Consider the following 24,288-nt stretch of genomic DNA (forward strand, 5'->3'; position numbering starts at 1 on the left):
CTTAATTTAAACAAAGAAAATATGAAGAAATTATTTACTTCTGTAGCATTGGCACTTGCACTGATGTCTGCATCTGCCGAAAATTACACTTGTCCTCTGGCTGTAAACATCAGTGGTTCTGTTGATATGCCTGTAGGAGACGTTACAGTATCTGTCACCAAGCAGGACAATGGCAAATACACCATGGATCTCAAAAACTTTGCTATGGGTGACATGGGAGTTGGAAATATTCATATTGAGAACGTAGAAGCAACAGAATGCGGAAACGTAACCGCTTTGGAAGCCCAACAAACCATTCAAATCACTCAGGGTGACGATGCTTCTGTTGAAGATTGGATGGGTCCTGGTTTAGGCGACCTTCCTATTCTTCTCAAAGGTCAACTCAAAGGTGGAAATTTCAATGCAATTTTGAATATTCCACTTGCAGGGAACATGATCGTAGGTGTAAAATTAGGTAACGATGCCAACCTGATGGGTCAATTACCAAACTCTGGATTTGAAGATTTTTCAGAAAAAAGCAAAGAGCCTATCGGATGGCACTCTTTCTATAAAGAAAACCTCACAGGCTCGTTAGCAGTAACAGCAGCAGGACAGCGTACGTGGGAATCAGAAGACAAACCAGAGAGCAGCGAAGGCACTAAGTCCGTCATGATAAAATCCTCAAGCATTCTTTCTGTCTCTGCCAACGGAACCATTACAACGGGGCGCATTAAAGCAGGAGACATATCTGCTTCAAACAAAAAAAATTGCTCATTCCTTGATTTTAGTAAAACTGACCTTGATGTTGATAATAATCCATTCTACGCAGTGCTGACAAATAAGCCAGACTTTATTAAGATGAGCGTAAAGTATCATGTGGGGGAAAGAAGTGCTAAAAATTGGGTGGGAAAAATTGAAACTTACAGTACTCATGTTACTGCATCTGCAAAAGCTATTCTCACAAATGGGAAATACGTACAAGACCCAGAAGATAATAAATACGAAGATAATATCATCGCACGTGCAGAGAATAAGACAATAGCAGATACAAAAGATGCTTGGCAAGAAATTTCTATTCCATTTATATACGCAAAGGATAAGGAAACACCTAAGGCAGCTCTTGTTACAATCTCTACATGCGCAGAACCTGGAGGTGGTAGCAAAAACACTAATGATCCAGACATTCTCTATGTAGATGATGTAGAACTTGTATATAATGCTGGTTTTAAATCAGTTTCTTTCAACAATGAAGAATTGACTGATTTTGATGAATCTGGAAACATAAACATAGAGAAATACGACAAGGAAGTTAAACCTGAAGATTTTACCATTGTAGCGGAAGGCGCAGGTGCTTACGTAACCAAGAAGATAACATCTGATGATGAAGCAACATATGTAACAATTACGGTTACTTCAAATGACTTAAAAACATTTGTCACTCGTACAGTAACCTTCCCTGGTTTGGTAAACGGTATCAACAAGCCTCAGACCGTTACTCTCCCTAACGGCATCAACGCCATTTACAACCTCGCTGGTCAGCAGGTAAGTTCTATGACTTCTGGCAATGTTTACATTGTGAAGACCACTGACGGAAAGACCAAGAAGGTTATCAAGAAATAATGGTTTTAAAAAGTAAAATAACGATACAGAAGTAACAATTTACTTCCTATCATAAACATCAGAATCCTCGGCAGAAGGAAATTTCCTTTCGCCGAGGATTTTTTCTGCGTGGGCAGGCGCAAATTTTTCCCTGCCCACGCAAAAATAAAAGTGGTACCCTACTATCCTATTCGATACACTACAGATATAAATTTAGGCTTTCCCTATATATAATAAGGTGTACGTACACAAAAATAGGCCTTTTCGTCTTACAAAAAGTTAAAAAAGTGACTTTTTTCTACTTTTATATCATTTTTTCTTTCTTTTTGTTTGTTATTTCAATCTTTTTCTTTACCTTTGCAATCGCAAACAAGAAAATAAAAATTTTAAACTCAATAAAAGATTAAGATTATGAAAGCATCAGAAGTCATCGCGAATCTTCAGAGAAGATTCCCTAATGAGCCTGAATACATCCAGGCAGTTAGTCAGGTACTTGGTACCATCGAGGAAGAGTACAACAAGCACCCTGAGTTTGAGAAAGCAAACCTCATCGAGCGTCTTTGTATTCCAGACCGTGTCATCGAATTCCGTGTATCATGGGTAGATGATAAGGGTAACGTTCAGACTAACATGGGTTACCGTATCCAGCACAACAACGTGATTGGCCCATACAAGGGAGGTCTTCGCTATCACAAGTCTGTAAACTTGAGCATCTTGAAGTTCTTGGCTTTCGAGCAGACATTCAAGAACTCTTTGACTACTCTCCCAATGGGTGGTGCTAAGGGTGGTTCTGACTTCTCTCCACGTGGTAAGAGCAACAACGAGGTGATGCGTTTCTGCCAGGCTTTCATGACTGAGCTTTACCGTCACATGGGTCCAGACGAGGACGTTCCTGCAGGTGATATCGGTGTTGGTGGCCGTGAGGTTGGTTACCTCTTCGGTATGTACAAGAAGTTGACTCACCAGTTCCAGGGTGTCTTGACTGGTAAGGGTCAGGAGTTCGGTGGTTCTCGTATCCGTCCTGAGGCTACAGGTTACGGTAACGTATATTTCCTCTGCAACATGCTCGCTACAAAGAACATCGACATCAAGGGCAAGACTGTTTTGGTATCTGGTTCTGGTAACGTTGCTCAATATACAATGGAGAAGTTGATCGAGTTGGGTGCTAAGCCAGTGACATGTTCTGACTCTGACGGTTACATCTACGATCCAGACGGTATCGATCGCGAGAAGCTCGACTACATCATGGAACTCAAGAACGTAGAGCGCGGTCGTATCAAGGAGTATGCTGAGAAATATGGCGTGAAGTATGTAGAGGGTGCAAAGCCTTGGTTTGAGAAGGCAGACATCGCTCTCCCATCTGCTACTCAGAATGAGATCAACGAGGAAGCTGCTAAGGCTCTCATCGCTAATGGTGTAATCGCAGTCAGCGAGGGTGCTAACATGCCATCTACTCCAGAGGCTATCAAGGTATTCCAGGATGCTAAGATTCTCTACGCTCCAGGTAAGGCTGCCAACGCAGGTGGTGTTGCTGTATCAGGTCTCGAGATGAGCCAGAACTCAGAGCGTTTGAAGTGGTCTCGTGAGGAGGTTGACGCTAAGCTCCACGACATCATGAACGACATTCACGCAAACTGTGTGAAGTATGGAACAGAGGCTGATGGTTACGTTAACTATGTAAAGGGTGCTAACGTAGCAGGTTTCTTGAAGGTAGCTAAGGCTATGATGGCTCAGGGTATCGTATAATCATATCAACTTTAAGATATTACTCAAAGAAAGTAGGTCAAAAACGGCCTACTTTCTTTTTTTATGCGCAAAATTTTCGCTTTTTAAATAGCGCAACTTAACAATGCGCATCATTAGCATTTAACGATGCGCTTTATTAACACCTAACGATGCGCATCATTAACACCTAACGAAGCGCATCATTAACATCTAATAAAGCGCATCATTAAAACCCACCTTTCAAGTGCCTCTGTTTAGCAGAAAATCTGCACCACAATATGACATAATCAACACAATGAAAAATGGGGTTCAGCCTACTTTATTCTGCAGGTTGATAGAAGAGCACAGCCTTAATGTAAGTCTCAAACTTGGAATCTTTATGCTTGCTCAATCTCATTTGGATGATAGCTTTCAAAACCGCATAAAAACAGAGGGTCAGCATCAAACCAATGACAATCGCCAAGACGGACGTCCAGGTCTTTCCATAAACGTAGGCACTATCTGGCATTGCAGATAAGATGATGATTGGAATCAAAGTAATAATACCTCCAACAGTCATCTTGTGGCGAGGAGTACCACCCATATCCATGATGGCTTGCTTGTCGAAGAGGTAATCCTCCAACTCCATCCGCTCGATACCATAATCTTCCAACTTTGGGAAGTTAGGACGGTCGCCATACTTTTTGATCTTGTCAGTCACCTTATGTTCGAAGTCATCAAAAAACTCCTTCTCTGGATCTTTTAAGTTCATTTTCTTATTATATTAAATATTGAATATTCCTGCAAAAATTACCACAACAATTACAAAAGAAAAAAGCAAAGGTATCTTATCACGAGAAACCTTCGCCTTCATACTTTTCAGTAAAAAAAAGAAAGCAGTGCCCCTATAAGCCGAGTTCTGTCTGTATCCTACCAGAAGTAAGAACAGAGTCTGCCATTTATCTAGCCCTAAAGTCACCCTTAGGTTCAAGCACTCTACCCTCCACAGTAGCCCGAAGACTTCGGACGAGCCGCCCTCAAACTGCGGTTTACATGAGCTTACAGCTCCCAGATGGCACAGCCTGACGATCACCCGCCAGCTGGTGGTCTCTTACACCACCTTCTCACCCTTACTCTCACCACCCCACTCAAAGAGCAAGATAGTAAAAGCGGTTATTTTCTTCTGCCGACACCTACTGTCACCAATAGCTTCTATTTTCGGAAGTGGGATGCCCTATGCTGCCCGGACTTTCCTCCCGCATCCCCCATAAAGGAATGCCAGCGACAGACCGGAGCGCTGCTTTCAGTCTGCAAAGGTACAAAAAACTTTTGAATCTCTGCTATGTTTCTTTACTTTTTTCCAATATTACCCTATAGAGTTCTTCTTACGCCGCATCATATTCTTCCTACACCTTATTATATATATGCACGAATCATAGTAAGTGCAGGATAAATAGGCGCAATCAAATTAGTGCTTGCAGCAGCAACCTCCTTCGTGCTTTACACCGCCAATGACAGCCTGATGCTGATCACGCAACAAGTCGTTGACGGTCTTTACAGGATTGAAAGTGCTCAGAGGAACCTCTACAAAGACGGTGTTCCAATCGCTCATCGCACCATTCCACAGACCAGGCAACTCCAATGCCTTCAAGTCCTTACCATTCTTACTCTTGCTTGAAATAAAGCCAGTAGTAGGATCCACATAATCAGGCAGATTGAATGGTTCGCCCTTATAGTTCTTTGTAGCACAAACGAGATCTACCGGATTGAAGTGAGTACCCTGAGTAAACATCTTCATATATTCCTCATTGTTTGTGTCAATCTGAGAACTCTCAAGAATCTGCAAACTTACAGTACCATCATTATTATATGTAAGGAATGGACCGCCACCAGGCTCACCAACGTTCTTGACTACGCCGCAGACACGCATAGGGCGGTTCAATTTCTTACGCAAATAAATAACCAGTTCGGCATCCTCCAATTCCTTGATATCTGCACGGCGGCAGCAGAGATCGCGCTGAACGAAGCGGATAATCTCCTCCAATTTCTCATGATTATAAAGACCAGAGTCAAGCAAATTCAAGTATTCGAAAGCCCTCTTCTGAAGCGTAACCAGAATACCAGCAATAACCTGCTTATAGGTTACAGTGTCAGCCTTCAAGCGATCTGGCACTACATTATCAATGTTCTTCACAAAGACAACGTCGGCATCAATTTCATTCAGATTCTGGATCAGAGCACCATGTCCTCCTGGACGGAACAGCAAACTGCCATCCTCATTGCGGAAAGGCGTGTTATCAGGATTAGCAGCAATCGTATCGGTGCTTGGTTTCTGCTCTGAGAAAGAGATGTTGTACTTCACACCAAACTTCTCGGCATAGAAATCTGCCTTCTCTGCCACCTTCTGCTTGAAAAGGTCCAAATGGTCATGAGAAACAGTAAAGTGTACGTTAGCCTCACCATTGCTACTTGCATAGAGAGCCGCTTCTACCAGGTGCTCCTCCATAGGAGTGCGCACCTCATCCGCAGAATACTCATGGAAAAGCAATAAGCCCTTAGGTAACTGACCGTAGTTGAGTCCCTTTGCTTCCAAAAGGTTAGCCACCACAGCCTTGTAATTACCTTCACCCATCAGTTTCTTGATGCCCTTGCCTTCATTCTCACGACATTTGTCACAGAGAGCCTCACGGAAAGCAAACTTCTTGATATTCTCGAAGAAATGCTTCTCAAAGTCTGTAGTAGGTACATCGTAAGGAGCGCTCAAGAAAGCAAACATATTCTTGAACATACGACTGGCAGCACCGGATGCAGGCACAAACTTCACGATTTTGTGACCCTCAGCCTTGTACTCATTCCAGGCCTGCTCATAGTTTTTCACTTCGTCATCTGTAGGAGCCATGATGCCCTTGCCGATAGCGGCAGCAGCCTCAAGTTTCAAGAAAGGAAAACCATTCTTGATCTGTTCTAACTGATGTTCGATTTGTTGCTCGCTAATGCCACGAGCCTTGATTTGACTTAGATCTTGCTGATTCATAATACCACATTTATGTTATTTTATGCGATTATGCCACAAATATAGTAACTTTTTTTGAAAATGCGAAATATTTGCGCGATTTTTTGTACCTTTGCAGCAAAATATTAACAAGGAGGGATAAAAATGAACGAAGTTTTTACATTTACACCCGAAGAGAAGGAGCAAACCCTGCTCATCCTCGAAAGATTGAGAAATGCCATCGGAGAGACTTTCACGCAGGAAGATGAAACCCATTTGCGTGAGGATATCCACCATGCTTTCGAAAATCACCAAATACGACGTGACGTGTTTGGACTGAATCCTATTTTGCATGCACTCCAGACGGCAGAAATAGCTGTCAACGAGATTGGTCTGAAACGAGATGGTGTCATTTCCATACTGATGCAGACCAGCGTCATCGACGGATACCAGACATTAGCAGACATCAAACGCAAATATGGTGACAACGTGGAGCACATCATCGGAGGTCTTCTCCGCATTCACGATCTGTACAAACGTAATCCTATTATAGAAAGCGAGAATTTCAGAAATCTGCTTATCTCGTTTTCAGAAGACATGCGTGTCATCCTCATCATGATAGCAGACCGCGTGAATGTGATGCGACAGATAAGGGACACTAAGCAGGAAGAGGCTAAAAAGGAAGTCAGCGAGGAAGCTAGTTACCTCTATGCCCCACTCGCCCACAAATTGGGTCTCTATAAACTGAAGAGCGAACTGGAAGATCTCAGTCTGAAGTATCTGGAGCATGATGCCTATTATTTAATAAAGGAGAAATTGAATGCCACAAAAGCATCCCGAGATGCTTATATCGCTCGTTTTATCAAACCTATTCAGGAAAAGTTGAATGAAGCTGGACTGAAATATCACATGAAGGGAAGAACAAAGAGCATCCATTCCATCTGGCAGAAAATGAAAAAGCAGGGATGCGGATTTGAAGGTGTATATGACCTGTTTGCCATCAGAATCATCCTTGATGTGCCTCGTGAAATGGAATACAAACAATGCTGGCAAGTGTTCGCCATCATCACGGACATGTATCAGCCTAATCCGAAGCGTATGCGCGACTGGTTATCCGTACCTAAGAGTAATGGATATGAAAGTTTGCACACCACCGTACTGGGTCCGGAAAAGAAATGGGTGGAAGTCCAAATCAGAACAGAACGTATGGACGATATCGCCGAGCATGGTCTGGCTGCCCACTGGCGCTATAAAGGTATCAGACAGGGAGAAGGCGGCATTGACGAATGGCTTGCCAATATCCGAAGTGCACTGGAGAATAATGACGATCTGCAATTGATGGACCAGTTCACCACAGATCTGAAGGAAGATGAGGTGTATGTATTTACCCCGAAGGGTGATCTGCTCAACTTCCCTAAAGGAGCCACTGTGCTCGATTTCGCCTACTATATCCACTCGCGTATTGGCAACAACTGCGTGGGAGGTAAAATCAACGGAAGGGCTGTAAGTTTCAGACAAGAGCTCCATTCCGGCGACCAGATTGAGATTCTCACCCAGAGCAATCAAAAGCCAAGACAAGAATGGTTGAATATCGTACAGACCTCGAAGGCAAAGGCAAAAATCAGACTCGCCCTCAAGGAAACCCAGAAGAAGGACGGACTTCTTGCCAAGGAACTCATCGAACGACGATTCAAAAACCGCAAAATCGATATTGATGAAAGTACGATGGCGCGTATCATCAAGAAGATGGGCTACAAAGAGAACTCGGATTTCTATAAAGATATAGCAGAAGAAAGACTGGATGTCAACAGCGTTATCGACAGATATGTGGCAGAACGAGACCACGATCTCAACTTGTCCAACGCCACAAAGCCTGCTGAGAGCGCAGCCAACTTCGAATACGAAAATCCTACAGAGGAACTGGTGAAGCAAAGCGACGACGTACTTACCATAGACGAAAATCTCAAAGGTATAGACTTCGAACTTGCTCATTGCTGCCACCCTATCTATGGTGATCCGATTTTTGGTTTCGTAACCATCAACAAGGGAATCAAGATTCACCGTACCGACTGCCCAAATGCCCGCGAATTGCGCAGACGTTTCGGTTACCGTATCGTAAGAGCCCGCTGGAGCGGTAAAGGTTCTTCCAAGTATGCCATTACTCTGCGAATTATCGGCAATGATGATATCGGTATTGTCAGCAACATTACCAACATTATTTCCAAAGAGGATAAACTCGTGATGCGCGGAATCAACATCTCCTCCAAGGATGGACTCTTCTCTGGTAACGTAACAGTCATGATAGATGATGCTACAAAGACAGAAACACTCATCAAGAAACTGAGTGCAGTAAAGGGAGTAAAACAGGTAATAAGAATCTAAACGTAAGATTAAAGTTAGCTGAAGTTATAACATAACTTTTTCAGCATAAATTCAACGAGATTAAGGCTAAATGCGATGCTATAAGCATCAAGCATTTAGCCTTAATTTTATTTAAGCACAAGTATGCGAGTATTAAAGTTTGTTATAAGCAAACAGATTTTCATAAAAATCCATTGCTATTTCGAATATAATAACTATTTTTGTACGTGTGTTTTTCATAGTATTAGATTTAAGGTTAACAAGGAATGGGTCACAGCGGTGACCCTTTTTTTATTTTTTCTTGAATTTTCTATAAAGTTTCCAAGCCAACAAAGCCCCATCAAAGGCACTTGCACCGATGGAGAACAGGCTCTGCATTCTTTTGCTTGGGCTTGCGTTCTTGGACAAAGCATCAGGCTTTGCAAACAAAGATTTCCACAAAGCCTTGATTCTTGCATCATCAGCCTCGATATCCTTTTGCAACAATTCCTTTCGCAAACGGATTTCTGTCAATGAACTATATTTCGTCGGATTAGAATTATCTTGACTCATCATCTTATCATTATTTTTGCATGAGAATACCTGCAAGGAATTTCACCAAAGGACGTTCAATCCATTGATGGCGGAATATAAAGAATACCACTAATATAAATAGGTATATAGCCGCAACGATGCAGAATCCCCAGACATATCCAATAAGTTCACCCAAGCCATAAGCCAAGGCAAAAGAAAAATAAATAAGGGCTATCATGAGCAAGCCGACTAACACAACGGTAACAGTTAAGGCTGTCAGCAAGCGTACTACTTTATCCACTACATCGAGCTTCACATATTCCGTCTGAAGCCCGATATAGTGTTTGAGCACTTCAACAAGTTGCCCAATAGTTTCTACATTTTTATCGTTAGAAAACATCATGATAAATTATCGTCCTCAAAAAGACATGATAAATTATACCTCAGGAGCAGCGTCCTTAATGTCATCTACCAAATCATCAACATCTTTTTTGCTGAGCTTGATGTTATGCTTGCTGCAGAAATTGTCAACTGCATCAGCAATTTTGCTACGTGTATCCTCACCCTTCTCAGGAGCAAAAATCAAACCTAAAGCTGAACCAGCGATTGCACCGCCGAGGAAAGCTCCAATGTAACCTAATGCTTTCATAATTACTAAGTTTTTATTGTTAAACATGTTATCAAGAGATCGACGAACTATCTCTATAAGCTGGCCCGACGACTTCTTTATGTTGCAAATGTACAAAATAATATTCAATAAACAATGATTTTTTCCTTAATTTTTATTTAAAGGTGTTGTATTACCCATGTTTTAACAAACTTTATGCGAGGTTTCTTGTTGTATTTGCAATATTATTTGTATTTTCGCAGAACGAAAGCGACACGAATTGTCAACGGGTGGTGATTATATCACTACTAAACAACAAAGAAATCAAATAAGTTAAACAATAAAAACATTAAGTTATGAAGAAATTATCAGTTTTGAGCTTGGGCTTGTGCATTGTTTTGGCACTTGCAAGTTGTAAGTCTAAAGAAAGCATGTATAAGAAAGCATACGAGAAGGCACAGGCTCAGGAAGTACAGCAGCCTACAACAACAGAACCAGTTGTTACTCCATTGGAGACAACTACTCCTAGCGAATCAACAAATACAGAAGTAGATAATGCATCTGTACGTCAGGAGAATGTATCACTTGTTTCTGGTTCTGGTCTCCAGAATTTCAGCGTAGTAGTAGGTTCTTTCTCTTTGAAGGCTAACGCTGAGGGTCTCTACAACACATTGAAGAGTTCAGGCTATGACGCACAAATCGTATTCAACAATGAGCGCAACATGTATCGTGTGGTTGCTTCCACATTCGTAGATAAGGCTGGTGCTGTAAAGAGCCGTAACGAACTCCGTGCCAGCAAGTACCCAGACGCTTGGTTGCTCTTTAAGAAATAATGCGCATCTTATCCATAGATTACGGTAAGAAACGTACCGGACTGGCAGTGACCGACCCATTGCAGATTATTGCAGGTGGGTTGGCCACTGTTGCTACATCTGAACTATTTGCCTTCATCGAAGGCTATATACAAAAGGAGCAGGTGGAGCGCATTGTCATCGGCAAACCGATGCAGCCCAATGGGCAACCCAGCGAAAACCTGGCGCGTGTGGAGAACTTCTTCAACAGATGGCGCAAGGCTCACCCGGAGATTCCCATTGAGTACTATGATGAAAGATTCACTTCTGTACTCGCCCATCGAGCAATGATAGCCGGCGGAGTAAAGAAGAAAGTGAGAAAAGAAAACAAAGGACTGGTGGACGAGATTAGCGCCACCATTATTTTACAAGATTTTTTGCAATCCAGAAAATGATTTTACCTATTTATATATATGGTCAGCCTGTATTGAGAAAAGTGGCTGAAGATATTACTCCGGATTATCCGGAACTGAAACAGCTGATTTCCAACATGTATGAAACCCTTGACGCAAGTAATGGAGTGGGTCTTGCAGCTCCCCAAATTGGTCTCGACATCCGTGTTGTTGTTATCGATTTAGATGTACTCAGCGAGGATTTTCCTGAGTACAAAGGTTTCAGAAAAGCATTTATCAATGCTCACATCATCGAGCGCGACGAGGAAAGCAAGACAGAGTCTTTGGAAGAAGGCTGCCTGTCTATCCCTGGCATCTCAGAAAAAGTTACCCGCCCTACCCGTATCCATGTGAAATATCTTGATGAAGAGTATCAGGAGCACGACGAATGGGTGGAAGGTTATCTGGCAAGAGTTATGCAGCATGAATTTGACCACCTGGAGGGCACCATGTTTGTAGATCGCATTTCACCTCTACGCAAAAACATGATTGCCGGTAAACTTAAAAACATCATCAAGGGCAAATTCCGCTGTGCTTATCGCACTAAAATTCGTCGCTAATCAGCGAAAAAGCATTTTCAATAGGTTTTAGTTCTATTTATACATTCAGTATGAACAAAAAGAGATTCTTGGCTATAGCTTTCCTTGCATTGTCTATAGCACCGGTTGCTGCGCAATATCGAGTAGATCGCCTCATTACTGCAGGCAGAAGTGCTCTGTATTACGAAGACTATGTTTTGTCTATCAAATACTTTAATTTGGCAATCGGCGCCAAGCCATATCTCTATGAACCATGGTATTATCGCAGCGTGGCTAAATTCAGCCTCGATGACTATACGGGTGCTGAGAGCGATGCTACAGAAGCATTGCATCTCAACCCTTATATCAATGATATCTATGACCTACGTGCTATTTGCCGTATCAGACAAAGCAAATATGATGAGGCTATCCAGGATTACAATTCTGCCATCAAGATAGAACCGAGGAATCGCAACTATTGGTTCAACCGTGCGCTCTGTCTGATGCAGGACAAGAAATACGATCCTGCTCTGGTACAACTTGATTCTATCATCAAGCAGTGGCATGACTTTTCCAATGCATATTCCCTCAAGGCAGAAGTGTATCTCCAGAAAAAAGATACCATAAGTGCCGAAAAATGGCTGGATAAAAGTCTGGAACTCAATCCATACGATGGAGATACATGGACCACACGTGCCTACATGGCTCTCGCAAGAAAAGAATGGAACATTGCCGATGAGGCTCTCACCAAGTCTTTGCATTTCAAGCCAAACAATGTAAACAACTATATCAATAGAGCCTTGGCTCGTATCAACCTCAACAATCTGAGGGGAGCTATGAGCGATTACGACAATGCACTGGATTTGGATCCGAATAATTTTCTCGCACACTACAACCGTGGTCTGATGCGTGTACAACTGGGAGACGATAACAGAGCTATCTCCGACTTTGACTTCGTCATCAAGATGGAGCCACAAAATTTCATGGCGATTTTCAACCGTGCGCTCCTGCATGAGAAAACAGGAAATCTCCGTGCAGCCATCCGTGACTTTACAACGGTAATCAATCAATTTCCTAATTTCTGGACAGGGCTCTCCTATCGTGCCAACTGTTACAGACGACTTGGCATGACAAACAAGGCGGAGCTTGACGAATTCCGCATACTTAAAGCACAAATGAACAAACATCTGGGAATACAACCGAGATGGAGTTCCAAGACCAAGAAAGAAATACGTAAACGCTCAGAAATTGATCCGAATAAGTTTGCAAGCCTTGTAGTAGAAGACGAACCAAAATACGAGCACGAATACAAGAGTGAGTATCGCGGACGCATTCAAAACAGATTGGTGGAGACTGCTTATCTCCCTATGTACAGAATCAGTTATTTCCCAAGTACACAAAATATTACGGGTGTACAGGCATTCGACAGGGACGTAGAGCAACTCAATATCCAGAACAAACAAAATAAGGACACAAAGCTCTACATCGTATGCAACAAGGAACAGCTGGACGAGAACGGCTCTATGAAAATATTCTCGCTAATTGATAAGCTATCGGCAGAATTAAGCGTAGCAAAAGATGACGAAAGAAAGAAGGAACTTCTGATACACAGGGCTGTTGCCAATGCTGTATTGCGTGACTTTGAGGCAGCCATCAGTGATTTCACAGAATACATCAAGTTGGACGACACCAACGCATTAGCATATTGGCAAAGAGCCGTTTGTCAGACAGAAATGGACGAATTCAACGTTTCTGAGGGACAGCCTATTATCAACATCCATTCTGCAGAAGCAGATTTCAGTGATGCGATCCGTCTGAGCAAGAACAATAATGCATACATTTATTATAATAGAGGTAATCTGCACGCTAACCGCAAGGAATTATCCAAGGCCATTGACGACTATACCATGGCCATCAAGATAGACAACAAACTGGCAGAAGCATATTATAATAGAGGTATAGCACGTTCAAAAACTGGCAATAAGACTACTGCCATCCAAGATTTGTCTAAAGCAGGAGAATTAGGTCTTTATGATGCTTATTCTGTCATCAAAAGGCTAAACAAACAGAAAGAAGAAAAGAAATAGATTTTGTTTGCAGATAATGCAACAACAGATAATTCTATAACAAAGGGGTGTATCAAGCAAAATTATCAGCTTAATACACCCCCTTCTGTATACAAATTATAATAACTTATAGATTTCACTCGGAGTTTTACGTTTCAGCACTTCCAAACCAAAATCCTTTCCTGCCACAATGCCATAGCTTCTCAAAACATGTTCAACAGTCTTCCGTGCCAATTCCGGATGATTATTTTCTTCACTAAGATGACAGAGCCAAACATGTCGGAGATTAGAAGTTGCATATTCGGCAAGCGCCTTTCCACAAGCATCATTACTCAGATGTCCGTTAGGACCCAGAATACGATCTTTCAGATATTGAGGATAATTACCCTGCAACAACATTTCAACACTATGGTTTGCTTCTATTACCAGATAATTAGCACGACCTATGAATTTGTGCATTTCTTCTGTAATATGTCCGACATCAGTAAGCAGACAGAAGCACACACCACCCTGTTCCACAAAATAGCCCACATTGTCGGTACTATCATGAGGAACTCCAAATGGTGTAACCTTAAACTCTCCCAGAGTAAAAGGAACCCCTTTTTCTATGACATGGACATTTTGCGGAACAATCTTCTTGCGAACACAATAATTCCTCTCTATCCCCATGTGAACTTTACGGGTTGTATATACCGGTAGATGAAAATCATTACTCAAACTTCCCACAGACTTAACATGGTCTGCATGATCATGAGTAACCAGGATATGATGAATATCCTCAAACTGCATGCCATAATTATGAAAATGCTTTTTCAAGCTTCTCAATCCGACACCAACATCTATCAATATAGAATCCGTCTCAGTGTAAAGATAGTAGCAATTACCACTACTTCCACTGCCGAAGGAAATAAATCTCAGCATTTAAAATTATATTTTCATGCAAAATTAGCAAAAAAAACTCATATTACAAAGTTTTTTAGTACCTTTGTAGCAATTTTTAGCAAATTAATAGGATTTAAACATCAGCTTTATGGTAAGAAATGTAATCACATATACAAAAAAAAGCTTTTATCCCATACTTTCTTCAATTGTATGCGGAAGTTTATTCGGATTTTTGTCCCTCATAAGTTGCCAGCCACATGAAGGAAGTGAAGAACAACTGAAAGCAGACGCTGATTCCTTCGCTACCTATTATTATAATTGGCATTTTGAAAAGGCAGCCAGGTTTTGCACCCCCGAATCTAAGGTTTGGCTACGCTATGCCGCAAGCAACGTACACCCAGCAGACATAGAACTTCTGAAAGCAAAAAATGAAGATGCACACATCGAAATTGGAGACATAGACTTCAAAGAAGATGAAGTATCTGCTACCGTCAATCTGGAAATAACCAATTTCCTACAAATGGATACAATTGGTAAAGAGGCCCATCTCATCAACAAGTCGAAACTCACATTGCCGATGACTATCCATAATGGCAAATGGAAAGTAGAACTCAAGCAGTTACCTACCTTGCAAAAATAGGTTTGCCCTTCCCTCTTTAGAAAGGCAAACCTACTGCAAAGTGAAAATCGAAATCACGGCTCAACTTTGGATGGAAGATAGACCAATGTTCCTTTTCTGATTCATAAGCAGGATTGATAGCTTTCATACCCACATCAAATCGCAAGATGAAATAATCAAAGTTCAATCTCAGACCCATACCGTATGAAGCGGCTATTTGCTTATAGAATTCAGTAAACTTGAATTGACCTCCAGGCTGTTCTGCATAATTGCGGAGCGTCCAGATATTACCTGCATCTATGAAGAGCGCACCCTGCAATTTCCAGAACAAAGAAGAGCGATACTCAGCATTTAAGTCAAGTTTGACATCACCCGTCTGATTGATAAAATCGATACGGCCGTCAGTTCCCTTAAACTTACCCGGACCTAATTCTCTTACACTCCAACCTCTTACGGAATTGGCACCGCCAGAGAAATATCGTTTTTCAAAAGGCAGCACCGTGCTATTACCATAAGGATAAGCAACTCCCAGACCAGCATGAAGAGCCAAGGCATTACGCTTATCAAACTGGAACAGATGAGTATAATCAAAATCCAACTTCACATACTGCGCATAAGCGATATTAAACAAAGTATGTTGTCCCTGAGAATTAGTTTTAAATCCAAATCCCTTAGATACTCCATTCAGCAGATTACCTGCCGACTCAAAATTAGCCCTGACAGCATCTACACCATCCGTATAACTGACAGTAAAACCAGCCTTCATGATAAAGATATCCTCGTAGTTATAACGCAGGATAGCATTTCTGTTTTCCGCATTATCCAAATAATCACGCTTGAACGTAGAAGAGATCCAAGGCATATACACATAATTGAGATCCAGCAAATCAAAGCGGTAATTCAGATGATGCTTCGGTTCACTCCAGCGATAACGCCATGCAGATGAAAAGACTCTACGATGAAATTCAGGGCGATTCTGAAAATTCCAACTTACAGCCCACTCAGAACTTGCCGTCTGTCTGCGCCTGAAACTCTTGGAAAGAAATGGAGCCAGGAAACGAGGGAAAACTAATTTCGTTTCTACGGAAAACTCCGTATAGTTCTGATCCTGATAACCTTCCAAACCGGTAATTGCCTCATATGCGCCACGAAACTCTATACTCAACTGTTCGCTACCATGAAAGAGATTGCGATTGGTATAGGTAATGGATGCAGCAGCGCCCAAGTCACCAGCTGTGTTTGTACCTTCCGGCTGGAATGATATAGTAGAAGGCTTATTGGTACTTATCTGAATATGGCAATCCAGCAAATTGGTATCCGGCACTTCCGCAAATTTAATATTCGTATATTTTACAGCTTGCAGGCGGGCGAAATTATTGTATGTCCGCTGCAAAGCAGAAGCATCATAAGGTCGCCCCGCTTTGATGGCGGTCGCATTGAGAAGTACCTGTTTACGAAGATGAATTCGATCACTGTCATTACTTTGGAAAAGTACATCACGTATCAGATAACGGGTGTGATCAACTTCTGGAGAATTGCTATTTGACTTGTACTTTCTCAACTGAAGCGTCAGAGCAATATCCTTGCGTCCCATCACCGTGTCGGCCGTAAAGTGAATAAAATCCTTATTGAAACGGAAATATCCATTATCTGACAATAAACCAGCAATACGCTTACGCTCATTATCCAATGTTTCAACAGTAAAACGCATACCAGGTTTTATCTGCTGATTATCAGTCTGATCGAGATGCAACAACTGCTGGATACCTTCATCCTGGATGTCATAATTTACCTTTCCTATCAGAAAAGGTTGCCCTGGATGAAGGAGATAGGTAGCCTTCAGTTTTTTCCCTTTTGTCTCAGTATAAAGAGAAACACCCGCATTCATATATCCTTCATTCTGCATGGCTGTCATCAGATCCTGACAGGACAGACGAGCCTGCAAGGTATCATAAATGACAGGCTTGCGACTGAAAGGATTTCTGAAAAGCGAAAACAACTTGGGCTTCTCTTTCTGACGTACATACTGAGATAGAGGGGCTGCATTATAATCAGACTGATCTGACACAACCGCCACCTTATCTAATATATACTCACCCTCTTGTACATACTTGCCAGTAGAGCAAGCTGTAGTCAACAAAAGGATTGAAAACGGAATATAACTATATCTCTTCATTGCTGCAAAGTTACGACAAAAAATCGAGCCAACGAAAAAAAAATATAAAAATTCAAACAAATTAAGGCTTTAACAGGAGGAATATTTTGCCATGTCCTATTTTTAATGTAACTTTGCCAAAAATAAGTCCTATAGTAAAGGGATTACAAGATTCATAATAAGAATAGAAGATACATATATGATAAGCAAGAATAAAATTAAATATATTCACTCTCTTGAGCTCAAAAAGAACCGAAATAAAGAAGGCGTATTTGTAGCCGAAGGACATAAGGTGGTGGAAGACCTCCTGGAACTCCAGCCTGCAGAAATCCTCGTTGCTACAGAAGAATGGCTGAAAGGTAAACGCTTTGGAGCCTCAACAGAAGTGATTGAAGTAACTGATGAAGAACTCAAAAAAGTGAGTTTCTTACAGCATCCCCAACAGGTTCTTGCTGTTTTCAAACAGGCCGGCAGGGAACACCCTACATCTACTACAGGCTTTTCTGAAGTGGACACTTCGATTCTCAATCTTGCACTGGATGGAGTCCAAGACCCGGGAAATCTGGGAACAATCATACGAATCGCAGACTGGTTTGGTATCGAACATATCTACTGCAGTCTGGACACAGCAGATGTCTACAATCCCAAGGTAGTACAAGCTACCATGGGTAGTATAGCCCGCGTAAGAGTGGAATATGGAAACCTGCAGGCTTTGATGGAGTCACTTTCTCAGGAGACACCGATTTACGGTACACTGTTAGATGGTGAGAATATCTACCAGCAAAAGTTAGAGAACCGTGGTTTTATCATCATGGGAAATGAGGGGAAAGGTATCACTCCTGCATTGACCAAACTCGTCAACCACCGCCTGTTAATTCCCAACTTCCCTGAAGGAAGAGCCACCGCAGACAGTCTCAATGTAGCGATAGCCACCGCTATTACTTGTGCAGAATTTAGAAGACAGGACATATCCCTCTCATAAAAGAAGGTTACGTTCTTAAAAGGAAGAAAATATTCATAAATGAAGAAGATCATGGATACTAAAGTTTTATTCAAGAATCGCAGCATAACATCCTGTATGAAAGCTGCTTATGATTACATCGGAAGCCATTTTACTTCACTCATCAAGAAGACATGGTGGGCTACACTCATCTATGCTGTTCTGATGGCAATTACCATATATTTCAGAATGCCCAATAAGGGACTGCATGATTGGGGAGTAGAAAATCCCATCACGTCATACCTTCTGCAAACCATCATTTATGCAATGACATGGTTTTCATTCTGTCTCAGTAGTGCAGCTATCTGGACATGGCTTACCAAGACATCATTCTGGAAGAATTTGCTGAAATTCACCATCGTATATATTATATTCGAAATAATAGGTGGTTTTGCCATCGGTTTCGGATATGGAGGCACGTCTGCTATTTACCAAGCCATGGCAACCAAGGCTATGGCAGCAAATTCCACATTAACCCTAACTTATGCAGTAACAGGCATTGTCGCAATAATCTTATTGGTTATCATTGCACTCTTGGTTTTGCCTTTTGCCCATATCATCCCCCATGTTATGCTCAAGCAAAAAGAAGAAAAGCTGAAACCTTGGAGCACTTACAAAGAAGGCGCCAAACACCTGGGCAGTATTTTCCTGATGGGTTTCTTGGGAACGATCATTATCTGCATCATTTCCTGTATCGTATTGATACCAACCTTCATCATGAGTTGGGCACAGATGTCATCTCAAGTGGGAGCTTTAGGTGGCGACCCGCTTGGAGTCCCTGCTTATTTCACTCCATTACTTTTGATTGTCTTGACTATCACAATATTTGTCCTGACATACGTTGCAAGCTGGTTAGGCTTTTCCTATGCCTACCTCTATGGGGCAAATACCTGTCTGGAGAAAAAGAAAAAAGAACTGCAAAATACAAACGAAGGCTCTTTCACCAATAAATGAAGTTGCTTTCATCTGCCAATGAAGCTACTTTCACTTTAAAGCATCATAAAATAGTATCAACATAAAAATACAGAATTCAATGAAAAAGACAAAATTGCTTTTCATCGACCGCGATGGAACCTTGATTCAAGAACCTGAGGATGAACAGATAGACAGCTTTGCAAAGCTCGTCTTTACCAAGGGCGTGTTCAGAAATCTCTCGTTCATAGCTCAACATACAGATTTCAAGTTAATCATGGTGAGCAATCAGGATGGTTTGGGCACTGACAGTTTTCCAGAAGATACTTTCTGGCCTGTACACAATTTTATCATCCAGAGTTTGGAAAGCGAAGGTATCCATTTTGAGAAACAGCATATCGACCGACATTTTCCGGAAGATCATTCACCTATGAGAAAGCCGGGTACGGGAATGCTGCAAGAATACATGAATAATCCTGAGTATGATCTGGCCAACAGTTATGTTATCGGAGACAGAGAGACAGATGCGCAATTAGCAGAAAATCTCGGTTGCAAGAGCCTCATTCTCGGCAAAGACGGAATGGATTGGGACAAGATAGCTGAAATTCTCTTTGCAGGTGACCGTATCGCTGAGGTGAAGCGCACCACCAAGGAAACAGACATCTATATCAAGGTAAATCTCGATGGTTCGGGCAAGTGCGATATATCTACAGGATTGGGCTTCTTCGACCACATGCTGGAACAAATTGGTAAGCATGGCATGATGGATCTCACCATACATACCAAGGGAGATCTTGAAGTAGATGAGCACCATACCATCGAAGATACAGGTATAGCCCTCGGTGAATGTCTCCTCCAGGCATTAGGTGATAAAAGAGGAATTGAAAGATATGGCTATTGCCTGCCAATGGATGACTGTCTGTGCCAGGTAGCATTAGACTTCGGAGGTCGCCCATGGCTGATATGGGACGCAGAATTTCATAGAGAGAAAGTAGGCGAAATGCCTACAGAGATGTTTAAGCATTTCTTCAAAAGCTTAAGCGATGCAGCCAAGATGAATCTCAACATCAAGGCAGAGGGTGAAAATGAACACCATAAGATAGAAGGAATCTTCAAAGCGCTGGCCCGCTCACTGAAAATGGCAGTGAAGCGAGACATTTACCACTTCGAACTGCCAAGTTCCAAGGGTATGCTCTAAAGGATTTCTATCACTTGAGTATCATAAGCAAACTGGAAGCCAGCAGGCAGTCGCCTGTTGGCTTTTTCGTATAAGCCAATCTGGTGCGTTACATGAGTAAGATAAACCAGTTTGGCTCCTATACGCCTTGCCACACGAATGGCATCATCTACCAACTGATGACTATGATGAGGCTTCTCAAAGCGCAACGCATTGATTACCAGCACCTCTACCCCCTCCAGATAAGTATATTCTTCATCATCCATCGACTTCATATCCGTGATATAGGCAAACTTTCCGAAGCGATAACCCAAAATAGGCATTTTATCATGCATTACCCTAATTGGCATGTAGGAGATATCCCCTATCGTATATTCATGATGAGGTTCTATGGTATGCAGCGATAATTTGGGAGCACCTGGATAAAGGAGTTCCGGATTAGCAGGGAAACAGTAAGGCATGGTATGGGGCAAGGTGGAAGTAACCAACCCGTCACCATAAACCTGAATATCCCCAAATTTACAGAAACCGCGCAAGTCATCCATTCCTCCTACATGATCATAATGGATATGAGTAATCAGCACCCCATCTAACTTACGGAAAGGAACACGGAGAAGTTGCATGCGAATATCAGGACCTGCATCTATCAGTATCCGGGTATGATCCGTTTCTACCAATACGGCACAGCGAAACCTCTTATCCTTTGGATTCTGGCTTCTGCATACCTCACAATTACATCCCAAAACAGGAACACCGCTTGATGTTCCTGTTCCCAATAAAGTTATCTTTAATTTATTATTCATGAGACAACTCTTTATTTGATATTTACCTCAGGGTGAATCTCAATGCCAAACTTATGAAAGACATCATCCTGAATAGCCTTACACAATCTGACCACATCCTGTCCCTTAGCACCACCTCTATTTACCAAGACCAAAGCCTGCTTATCATGAACACCAGCAGGGCCAAGGCTCTTACCTTTCCATCCACACTGATCAATCATCCATCCTGCAGGAATTTTCTCATGAGATGCATCTATCGTATAATGAGGCATGTTCGGATAAAGCGATGCCAATTCCTCATACTTAGTCTTATCCACGATAGGATTCATAAAGAAACTACCCGCATTGCCCTGATTCTTCGGATCCGGCAATTTAGCATTGCGAATATCCATGATGACCTCTCTCAACTGCTTTGCCGTAGGATTAGAAATACCTCTTTCAGCCAAAGAACTGCGGATATTGCCATAGTCAAGGTCTGGAGTATAGGTCTTTGACAGACGATATACCACACGGGTAACCAAATACTTATCGCGCCATTCCTTCTTGAATTTACTCTGGCGATAACTATACTCGCAGTCGGAATTATCAAATTTTACAATCTTACCCGTAGAGAGTTCAACAGCCTCTACCTTATAAATGATATCCTTTGCCTCAACACCATAAGCACCTATGTTCTGCACCGCACTGGCTCCCACCTCACCAGGAATAATTGACAGATTCTCGGCACCATAGTAACCATGTTCAACACAATATGCAACAAAATCATCAAAGACAACGCCGCTTCCGCACTCTACGAAGATTTCATCCTCTTGAGAAGCAAGAGAGTCCATCGTCTTTTCAGCAGTTACATCTGCAGCAGTAATCCATCCCTCATTTAGGAGTTCCTGCCTATCAATGACACGAATTCCCAAGATGGAAGAGTGGATGACCGTAGCGGGATAATCACCCGTCAAAAGCAGGTTACTACCACTTCCGATAATCAAAACAGGCTGATCTTGCTCTGTAAGTATCTCAGCCACCTTTCTTGCATCCTCTACAGAAGCATATTCCAGAAAGCGACGGCAAGTAGCAGCTATGCCAAAAGTATTGTGAGCCAAGAGGCTATAATCTTTAATATCCTTCATTCTGTATTACATATTAAGTTTGGTAAGCATCCATTTTCCATGAACACGCTTGAAAGTCAATATTGTTTCCATTCCATTTGCAATACCACGTATCACAAAGATTTTCTGATTGCTCTCAGCATATTTCTGTCCATATATAATATTGTATATCATTCCATGAGGCAATTGCGGAGCAAAGGCTGGCCAGGTTTCCGGTTCAATATCTCCACTCATGGTACTGAAATCATCATCCGGATCAGGACCAACAAATTTCACAGGATTGTGGAGGTGTTCAGCCTGGAAAGCAGAATCCGTAGCAAATTTTCCATAGAACTTCAAGAAACTGGCATTCATGTTGGTGTACATAGGCTTATAATTGATAGAAGTCATCATCCACTCACCATTGATGCGATTGAAAAGGAACTGCTGCACTGTTTTCTTGGCATAGAACACCTTTTCTATGACCACATGGTCGATAGCAGTATCCTTCACCAGATTCATCTGCTTCTGATTATCCAAAATCAAGGTGTAATAATCTTGATGCATGAAGAAATGCTCCATTTTCCAAGCCCGCTTTTCTATCGTTTTTACGAGTTTATCATTATGATAGACAGGCAATGGGAAATGAACACGTTTCATTTGCAGTTTTCTATTCGCAGCAAAATTAAATACGAAATCATCGAAAAGCTCATCTGCAGCCTTAGGCATCGGAGTCTCCTCGATCAATTTCTCCGTAGAATCAACAGCTTGGGTATCTGCGATAACAGAATCAACAGATGTAGAATCATGCACCTGAGCCGGCTTCTTGTCAGAGCATCCCACAGACGTAAAACAAACGACTGTAAGGACCGCCAGTAGCACTGATAAAAAAGAAAGTTTCTTCATAAACCTATAAATTTCTCAAATTTTCAATGCAAAAGTACAACTTTCTTTTGAGATATTTCATATTTTGAGCGAAAAATGTTATCTTTGCACTCAAAATATATAATTTAAGATTATGTTATTAGAAAAAATAGAAGAACTCTTGAAGGAAGTGAGCACTCTTTCTGCTCAAAATGCAGAAGAAGTAGAGCAACTCCGACTCAAGTATTTGAGCAAGAAGGGCTCGATTAATGCCCTTATGGCCGACTTCCGCACAGTGCCAGCCGACCAGAAGAAAACAATTGGTGTAAAGATCAATGAGTTGAAGCAAGCTGTTACAGAACGCATCAACGCTCTCAAGGAGCAAATGGAAGAGGCTGATGCATCCAGCGATGATATTGACTTGACACGTACCGCCTACCCTGTAGCTCTCGGTACCCGTCATCCATTGACAGTTGTCAAGAATCAAATTATCGACATTTTCTCTCGCATGGGCTTTACCCTCTATCATGGTCCAGAGGTTGACGATGACAAGCATGTTTTCACCATGCTCAACTTTGCCGCTGATCATCCAGCCCGCGATATGCAGGATACTTTCTTCATTGAGCAGAGCGACCCTAACGATGTGACCAAGAACATTCTCCTGCGCAGTCATACGTCGGGTGATGAGGCTCACTATATGGAGACCCACGAGCCACCTATCCGTGTACTTTGCCCTGGTCGTGTATATCGTAACGAGGCCATCAGCGCACGTGCACACTGTTTCTTCCATCAGGTAGAAGGTCTGTATGTTGACAAGAATGTCAGCTTTACCGACTTGAAGCAGGTTCTCCTTACATTTGCTCGCGAGATGTTTGGTGCTGACACCAAGATCCGTCTGCGTCCAAGCTATTTCCCATTCACTGAGCCAAGTGCAGAGATGGATATCTCTTGTAACATCTGTGGTGGTAAGGGATGTAACTTCTGTAAGCATACCGGCTGGGTAGAGATTCTCGGTTGCGGCATGGTTGACCCTCATGATCTTGAGGCTTGCGGCATCGATTCTAATGTTTACACTGGTTATGCATTTGGTATGGGCGTAGAGCGTATTACCAACTTGAAGTATCGTGTAAGCGACCTCCGTCTCTTCTCTGAGAATGATACACGTTTCTTGCGTGAATTCGAATCTGCAAAGTAAATAGATACTGATACAAGAAATCCGGCAAAAGTAGGTTT

22 protein-coding genes and 1 other RNA gene are annotated in these 24,288 nt (G+C 42.1%); 12 read left to right on the forward strand and 11 right to left on the reverse strand.

The window, feature by feature from the left end; genetic code table 11:
- The first annotated feature begins 21 nt into the window (after nt 1-21).
- Together KUA50_RS04970 and KUA50_RS04975 are read left to right on the forward strand one after the other, a co-directional pair.
- Nucleotides 22-1,599 (forward strand): calycin-like domain-containing protein, encoded by a 1,578-nt coding sequence (locus KUA50_RS04970; protein WP_218457348.1) that lies wholly within the window; start codon nt 22-24, stop codon nt 1,597-1,599.
- A gap of 390 nt (nt 1,600-1,989) precedes the next feature.
- Nucleotides 1,990-3,324 carry an NADP-specific glutamate dehydrogenase gene (locus KUA50_RS04975; protein WP_218457349.1) on the forward strand — a complete coding sequence of 445 codons (1,335 nt, stop codon included), beginning with the start codon at nt 1,990-1,992 and terminating at the stop codon, nt 3,322-3,324.
- Between the two features lie 298 nt (nt 3,325-3,622).
- Here KUA50_RS04975 and KUA50_RS04980 read toward each other — a convergent pair whose 3' ends face one another.
- From KUA50_RS04980 to KUA50_RS04990, 3 genes are all read right to left on the reverse strand, one after another.
- On the reverse strand, nt 3,623-4,054 hold the full coding sequence (locus KUA50_RS04980) for a hypothetical protein (protein ID WP_218457350.1): 432 nt from the start codon (nt 4,052-4,054) through the stop codon (nt 3,623-3,625).
- Between the two features lie 120 nt (nt 4,055-4,174).
- Nucleotides 4,175-4,583: RNase P RNA component class A (rnpB, locus tag KUA50_RS04985), an RNA gene on the reverse strand.
- A gap of 167 nt (nt 4,584-4,750) precedes the next feature.
- A complete protein-coding gene (locus tag KUA50_RS04990) occupies nt 4,751-6,316 on the reverse strand; it encodes a DUF4301 family protein (protein WP_218457351.1) in 1,566 nt (521 codons plus the stop codon).
- Between the two features lie 123 nt (nt 6,317-6,439).
- On the opposite strand from KUA50_RS04990, the gene KUA50_RS04995 reads away from it, so the two are divergent.
- Nucleotides 6,440-8,656 (forward strand): RelA/SpoT family protein, encoded by a 2,217-nt coding sequence (locus tag KUA50_RS04995; RefSeq protein ID WP_218457352.1) that lies wholly within the window; start codon nt 6,440-6,442, stop codon nt 8,654-8,656.
- Between the two features lie 270 nt (nt 8,657-8,926).
- On the opposite strand, the gene KUA50_RS05000 is transcribed toward KUA50_RS04995, so the two are convergent.
- Genes KUA50_RS05000 through KUA50_RS05010 form a run of 3 tightly spaced genes read right to left on the reverse strand, consistent with a single transcriptional unit; the run spans nt 8,927 to nt 9,797 of the window.
- The gene (locus KUA50_RS05000; RefSeq protein ID WP_256624301.1) at nt 8,927-9,187 is read right to left on the reverse strand and encodes a hypothetical protein; all 261 of its coding nucleotides are present in this window, start codon (nt 9,185-9,187) and stop codon (nt 8,927-8,929) included.
- A gap of 10 nt (nt 9,188-9,197) precedes the next feature.
- The gene (locus KUA50_RS05005) at nt 9,198-9,548 is read right to left on the reverse strand and encodes a phage holin family protein (protein ID WP_218457380.1); all 351 of its coding nucleotides are present in this window, start codon (nt 9,546-9,548) and stop codon (nt 9,198-9,200) included.
- A gap of 36 nt (nt 9,549-9,584) precedes the next feature.
- Nucleotides 9,585-9,797: a YtxH domain-containing protein gene (locus KUA50_RS05010; protein ID WP_022111558.1), complete on the reverse strand. Its 213-nt coding sequence runs from the start codon at nt 9,795-9,797 to the stop codon at nt 9,585-9,587.
- Nucleotides 9,798-10,111: 314 nt separating this feature from the next.
- Between KUA50_RS05010 and KUA50_RS05015 the strand changes: the two genes are divergently transcribed.
- Genes KUA50_RS05015 through KUA50_RS05030 form a run of 4 tightly spaced genes read left to right on the forward strand, consistent with a single transcriptional unit; the run spans nt 10,112 to nt 13,603 of the window.
- Nucleotides 10,112-10,588: an SPOR domain-containing protein gene (locus KUA50_RS05015; protein ID WP_218457354.1), complete on the forward strand. Its 477-nt coding sequence runs from the start codon at nt 10,112-10,114 to the stop codon at nt 10,586-10,588.
- Complete coding sequence (gene ruvX / locus KUA50_RS05020; protein WP_218457381.1) at nt 10,585-11,001, forward strand: Holliday junction resolvase RuvX; 417 nt, start codon at nt 10,585-10,587, stop codon at nt 10,999-11,001. The genes KUA50_RS05015 and ruvX overlap by 4 nt, the downstream gene beginning before the upstream one ends.
- Nucleotides 10,998-11,558, forward strand: a complete 561-nt coding sequence (gene def / locus KUA50_RS05025; RefSeq protein WP_022111561.1) for a peptide deformylase — start codon at nt 10,998-11,000, stop codon at nt 11,556-11,558. The genes ruvX and def overlap by 4 nt, the downstream gene beginning before the upstream one ends.
- 50 nt (nt 11,559-11,608) lie before the next feature.
- A complete protein-coding gene (locus KUA50_RS05030; protein ID WP_218457355.1) occupies nt 11,609-13,603 on the forward strand; it encodes a tetratricopeptide repeat protein in 1,995 nt (664 codons plus the stop codon).
- A 96-nt stretch (nt 13,604-13,699) separates the two neighbouring features.
- Here KUA50_RS05030 and KUA50_RS05035 read toward each other — a convergent pair whose 3' ends face one another.
- Entirely contained in the window at nt 13,700-14,503 is an 804-nt protein-coding gene (locus KUA50_RS05035; RefSeq protein ID WP_218457356.1) for an MBL fold metallo-hydrolase, read from the reverse strand.
- Nucleotides 14,504-14,696: 193 nt separating this feature from the next.
- Here KUA50_RS05035 and KUA50_RS05040 point away from each other — a divergent pair, with 193 nt between their 5' ends.
- A complete protein-coding gene (locus tag KUA50_RS05040) occupies nt 14,697-15,104 on the forward strand; it encodes a hypothetical protein (protein ID WP_218457357.1) in 408 nt (135 codons plus the stop codon).
- 16 nt (nt 15,105-15,120) lie between these two features.
- Here the strand turns inward: KUA50_RS05040 and KUA50_RS05045 are convergent, their stop codons facing one another.
- Nucleotides 15,121-17,259 (reverse strand): BamA/TamA family outer membrane protein, encoded by a 2,139-nt coding sequence (locus tag KUA50_RS05045; protein ID WP_218457358.1) that lies wholly within the window; start codon nt 17,257-17,259, stop codon nt 15,121-15,123.
- Nucleotides 17,260-17,437: 178 nt separating this feature from the next.
- Between KUA50_RS05045 and KUA50_RS05050 the strand changes: the two genes are divergently transcribed.
- The 3 genes from KUA50_RS05050 to hisB all read left to right on the forward strand — a co-directional run bounded on the left by KUA50_RS05050 (nt 17,438) and on the right by hisB (nt 20,348).
- A complete protein-coding gene (locus KUA50_RS05050) occupies nt 17,438-18,220 on the forward strand; it encodes an RNA methyltransferase (protein WP_022111566.1) in 783 nt (260 codons plus the stop codon).
- A gap of 39 nt (nt 18,221-18,259) precedes the next feature.
- Entirely contained in the window at nt 18,260-19,192 is a 933-nt protein-coding gene (locus KUA50_RS05055; RefSeq protein WP_218457359.1) for a hypothetical protein, read from the forward strand.
- 79 nt (nt 19,193-19,271) lie between these two features.
- The gene (gene hisB / locus KUA50_RS05060) at nt 19,272-20,348 is read left to right on the forward strand and encodes a bifunctional histidinol-phosphatase/imidazoleglycerol-phosphate dehydratase HisB (protein WP_218457360.1); all 1,077 of its coding nucleotides are present in this window, start codon (nt 19,272-19,274) and stop codon (nt 20,346-20,348) included.
- Here hisB and KUA50_RS05065 read toward each other — a convergent pair.
- The 3 genes from KUA50_RS05065 to KUA50_RS05075 are packed head-to-tail and all read right to left on the reverse strand — an operon-like array spanning nt 20,345 to nt 23,097.
- Nucleotides 20,345-21,130 carry an MBL fold metallo-hydrolase gene (locus KUA50_RS05065; protein WP_218457361.1) on the reverse strand — a complete coding sequence of 262 codons (786 nt, stop codon included), beginning with the start codon at nt 21,128-21,130 and terminating at the stop codon, nt 20,345-20,347. The genes hisB and KUA50_RS05065 overlap by 4 nt on opposite strands.
- 11 nt (nt 21,131-21,141) lie before the next feature.
- Nucleotides 21,142-22,233 carry a UDP-N-acetylmuramate dehydrogenase gene (murB, locus tag KUA50_RS05070; RefSeq protein WP_218457362.1) on the reverse strand — a complete coding sequence of 364 codons (1,092 nt, stop codon included), beginning with the start codon at nt 22,231-22,233 and terminating at the stop codon, nt 21,142-21,144.
- 6 nt (nt 22,234-22,239) lie between these two features.
- Nucleotides 22,240-23,097 carry a DUF4348 domain-containing protein gene (locus KUA50_RS05075; protein ID WP_218457363.1) on the reverse strand — a complete coding sequence of 286 codons (858 nt, stop codon included), beginning with the start codon at nt 23,095-23,097 and terminating at the stop codon, nt 22,240-22,242.
- Between the two features lie 112 nt (nt 23,098-23,209).
- On the opposite strand from KUA50_RS05075, the gene pheS reads away from it, so the two are divergent.
- On the forward strand, nt 23,210-24,250 hold the full coding sequence (pheS, locus tag KUA50_RS05080; protein WP_022111572.1) for a phenylalanine--tRNA ligase subunit alpha: 1,041 nt from the start codon (nt 23,210-23,212) through the stop codon (nt 24,248-24,250).
- Nucleotides 24,251-24,288: the final 38 nt, after the last annotated feature.

The sequence above is a fragment of the Segatella hominis genome (assembly GCF_019249725.2).
Lineage (GTDB): Bacteria > Bacteroidota > Bacteroidia > Bacteroidales > Bacteroidaceae > Prevotella.

What these genes read in the sequence shown, in the direction of transcription:
- KUA50_RS05065 (WP_218457361.1), bottom strand. Translation starts at nt 21,130, where the DNA reads ATGAATAATAAATTAAAGATAACTTTATTGGGAACAGGAACATCAAGC.
- KUA50_RS05055 (WP_218457359.1), top strand. Translation starts at nt 18,260, where the DNA reads ATGAAGAAGATCATGGATACTAAAGTTTTATTCAAGAATCGCAGCATA.
- KUA50_RS05035 (WP_218457356.1), bottom strand. Translation starts at nt 14,503, where the DNA reads ATGCTGAGATTTATTTCCTTCGGCAGTGGAAGTAGTGGTAATTGCTAC.
- KUA50_RS04980 (WP_218457350.1), bottom strand. Translation starts at nt 4,054, where the DNA reads ATGAACTTAAAAGATCCAGAGAAGGAGTTTTTTGATGACTTCGAACAT.
- KUA50_RS05075 (WP_218457363.1), bottom strand. Translation starts at nt 23,097, where the DNA reads ATGAAGAAACTTTCTTTTTTATCAGTGCTACTGGCGGTCCTTACAGTC.
- KUA50_RS05005 (WP_218457380.1), bottom strand. Translation starts at nt 9,548, where the DNA reads ATGTTTTCTAACGATAAAAATGTAGAAACTATTGGGCAACTTGTTGAA.
- KUA50_RS04995 (WP_218457352.1), top strand. Translation starts at nt 6,440, where the DNA reads ATGAACGAAGTTTTTACATTTACACCCGAAGAGAAGGAGCAAACCCTG.
- pheS (WP_022111572.1), top strand. Translation starts at nt 23,210, where the DNA reads ATGTTATTAGAAAAAATAGAAGAACTCTTGAAGGAAGTGAGCACTCTT.
- KUA50_RS05030 (WP_218457355.1), top strand. Translation starts at nt 11,609, where the DNA reads ATGAACAAAAAGAGATTCTTGGCTATAGCTTTCCTTGCATTGTCTATA.
- hisB (WP_218457360.1), top strand. Translation starts at nt 19,272, where the DNA reads ATGAAAAAGACAAAATTGCTTTTCATCGACCGCGATGGAACCTTGATT.
- def (WP_022111561.1), top strand. Translation starts at nt 10,998, where the DNA reads ATGATTTTACCTATTTATATATATGGTCAGCCTGTATTGAGAAAAGTG.
- KUA50_RS04975 (WP_218457349.1), top strand. Translation starts at nt 1,990, where the DNA reads ATGAAAGCATCAGAAGTCATCGCGAATCTTCAGAGAAGATTCCCTAAT.
- KUA50_RS05045 (WP_218457358.1), bottom strand. Translation starts at nt 17,259, where the DNA reads ATGAAGAGATATAGTTATATTCCGTTTTCAATCCTTTTGTTGACTACA.
- KUA50_RS05015 (WP_218457354.1), top strand. Translation starts at nt 10,112, where the DNA reads ATGAAGAAATTATCAGTTTTGAGCTTGGGCTTGTGCATTGTTTTGGCA.
- KUA50_RS04990 (WP_218457351.1), bottom strand. Translation starts at nt 6,316, where the DNA reads ATGAATCAGCAAGATCTAAGTCAAATCAAGGCTCGTGGCATTAGCGAG.
- KUA50_RS05050 (WP_022111566.1), top strand. Translation starts at nt 17,438, where the DNA reads ATGATAAGCAAGAATAAAATTAAATATATTCACTCTCTTGAGCTCAAA.
- murB (WP_218457362.1), bottom strand. Translation starts at nt 22,233, where the DNA reads ATGAAGGATATTAAAGATTATAGCCTCTTGGCTCACAATACTTTTGGC.
- KUA50_RS04970 (WP_218457348.1), top strand. Translation starts at nt 22, where the DNA reads ATGAAGAAATTATTTACTTCTGTAGCATTGGCACTTGCACTGATGTCT.
- KUA50_RS05010 (WP_022111558.1), bottom strand. Translation starts at nt 9,797, where the DNA reads ATGAAAGCATTAGGTTACATTGGAGCTTTCCTCGGCGGTGCAATCGCT.
- KUA50_RS05000 (WP_256624301.1), bottom strand. Translation starts at nt 9,187, where the DNA reads ATGAGTCAAGATAATTCTAATCCGACGAAATATAGTTCATTGACAGAA.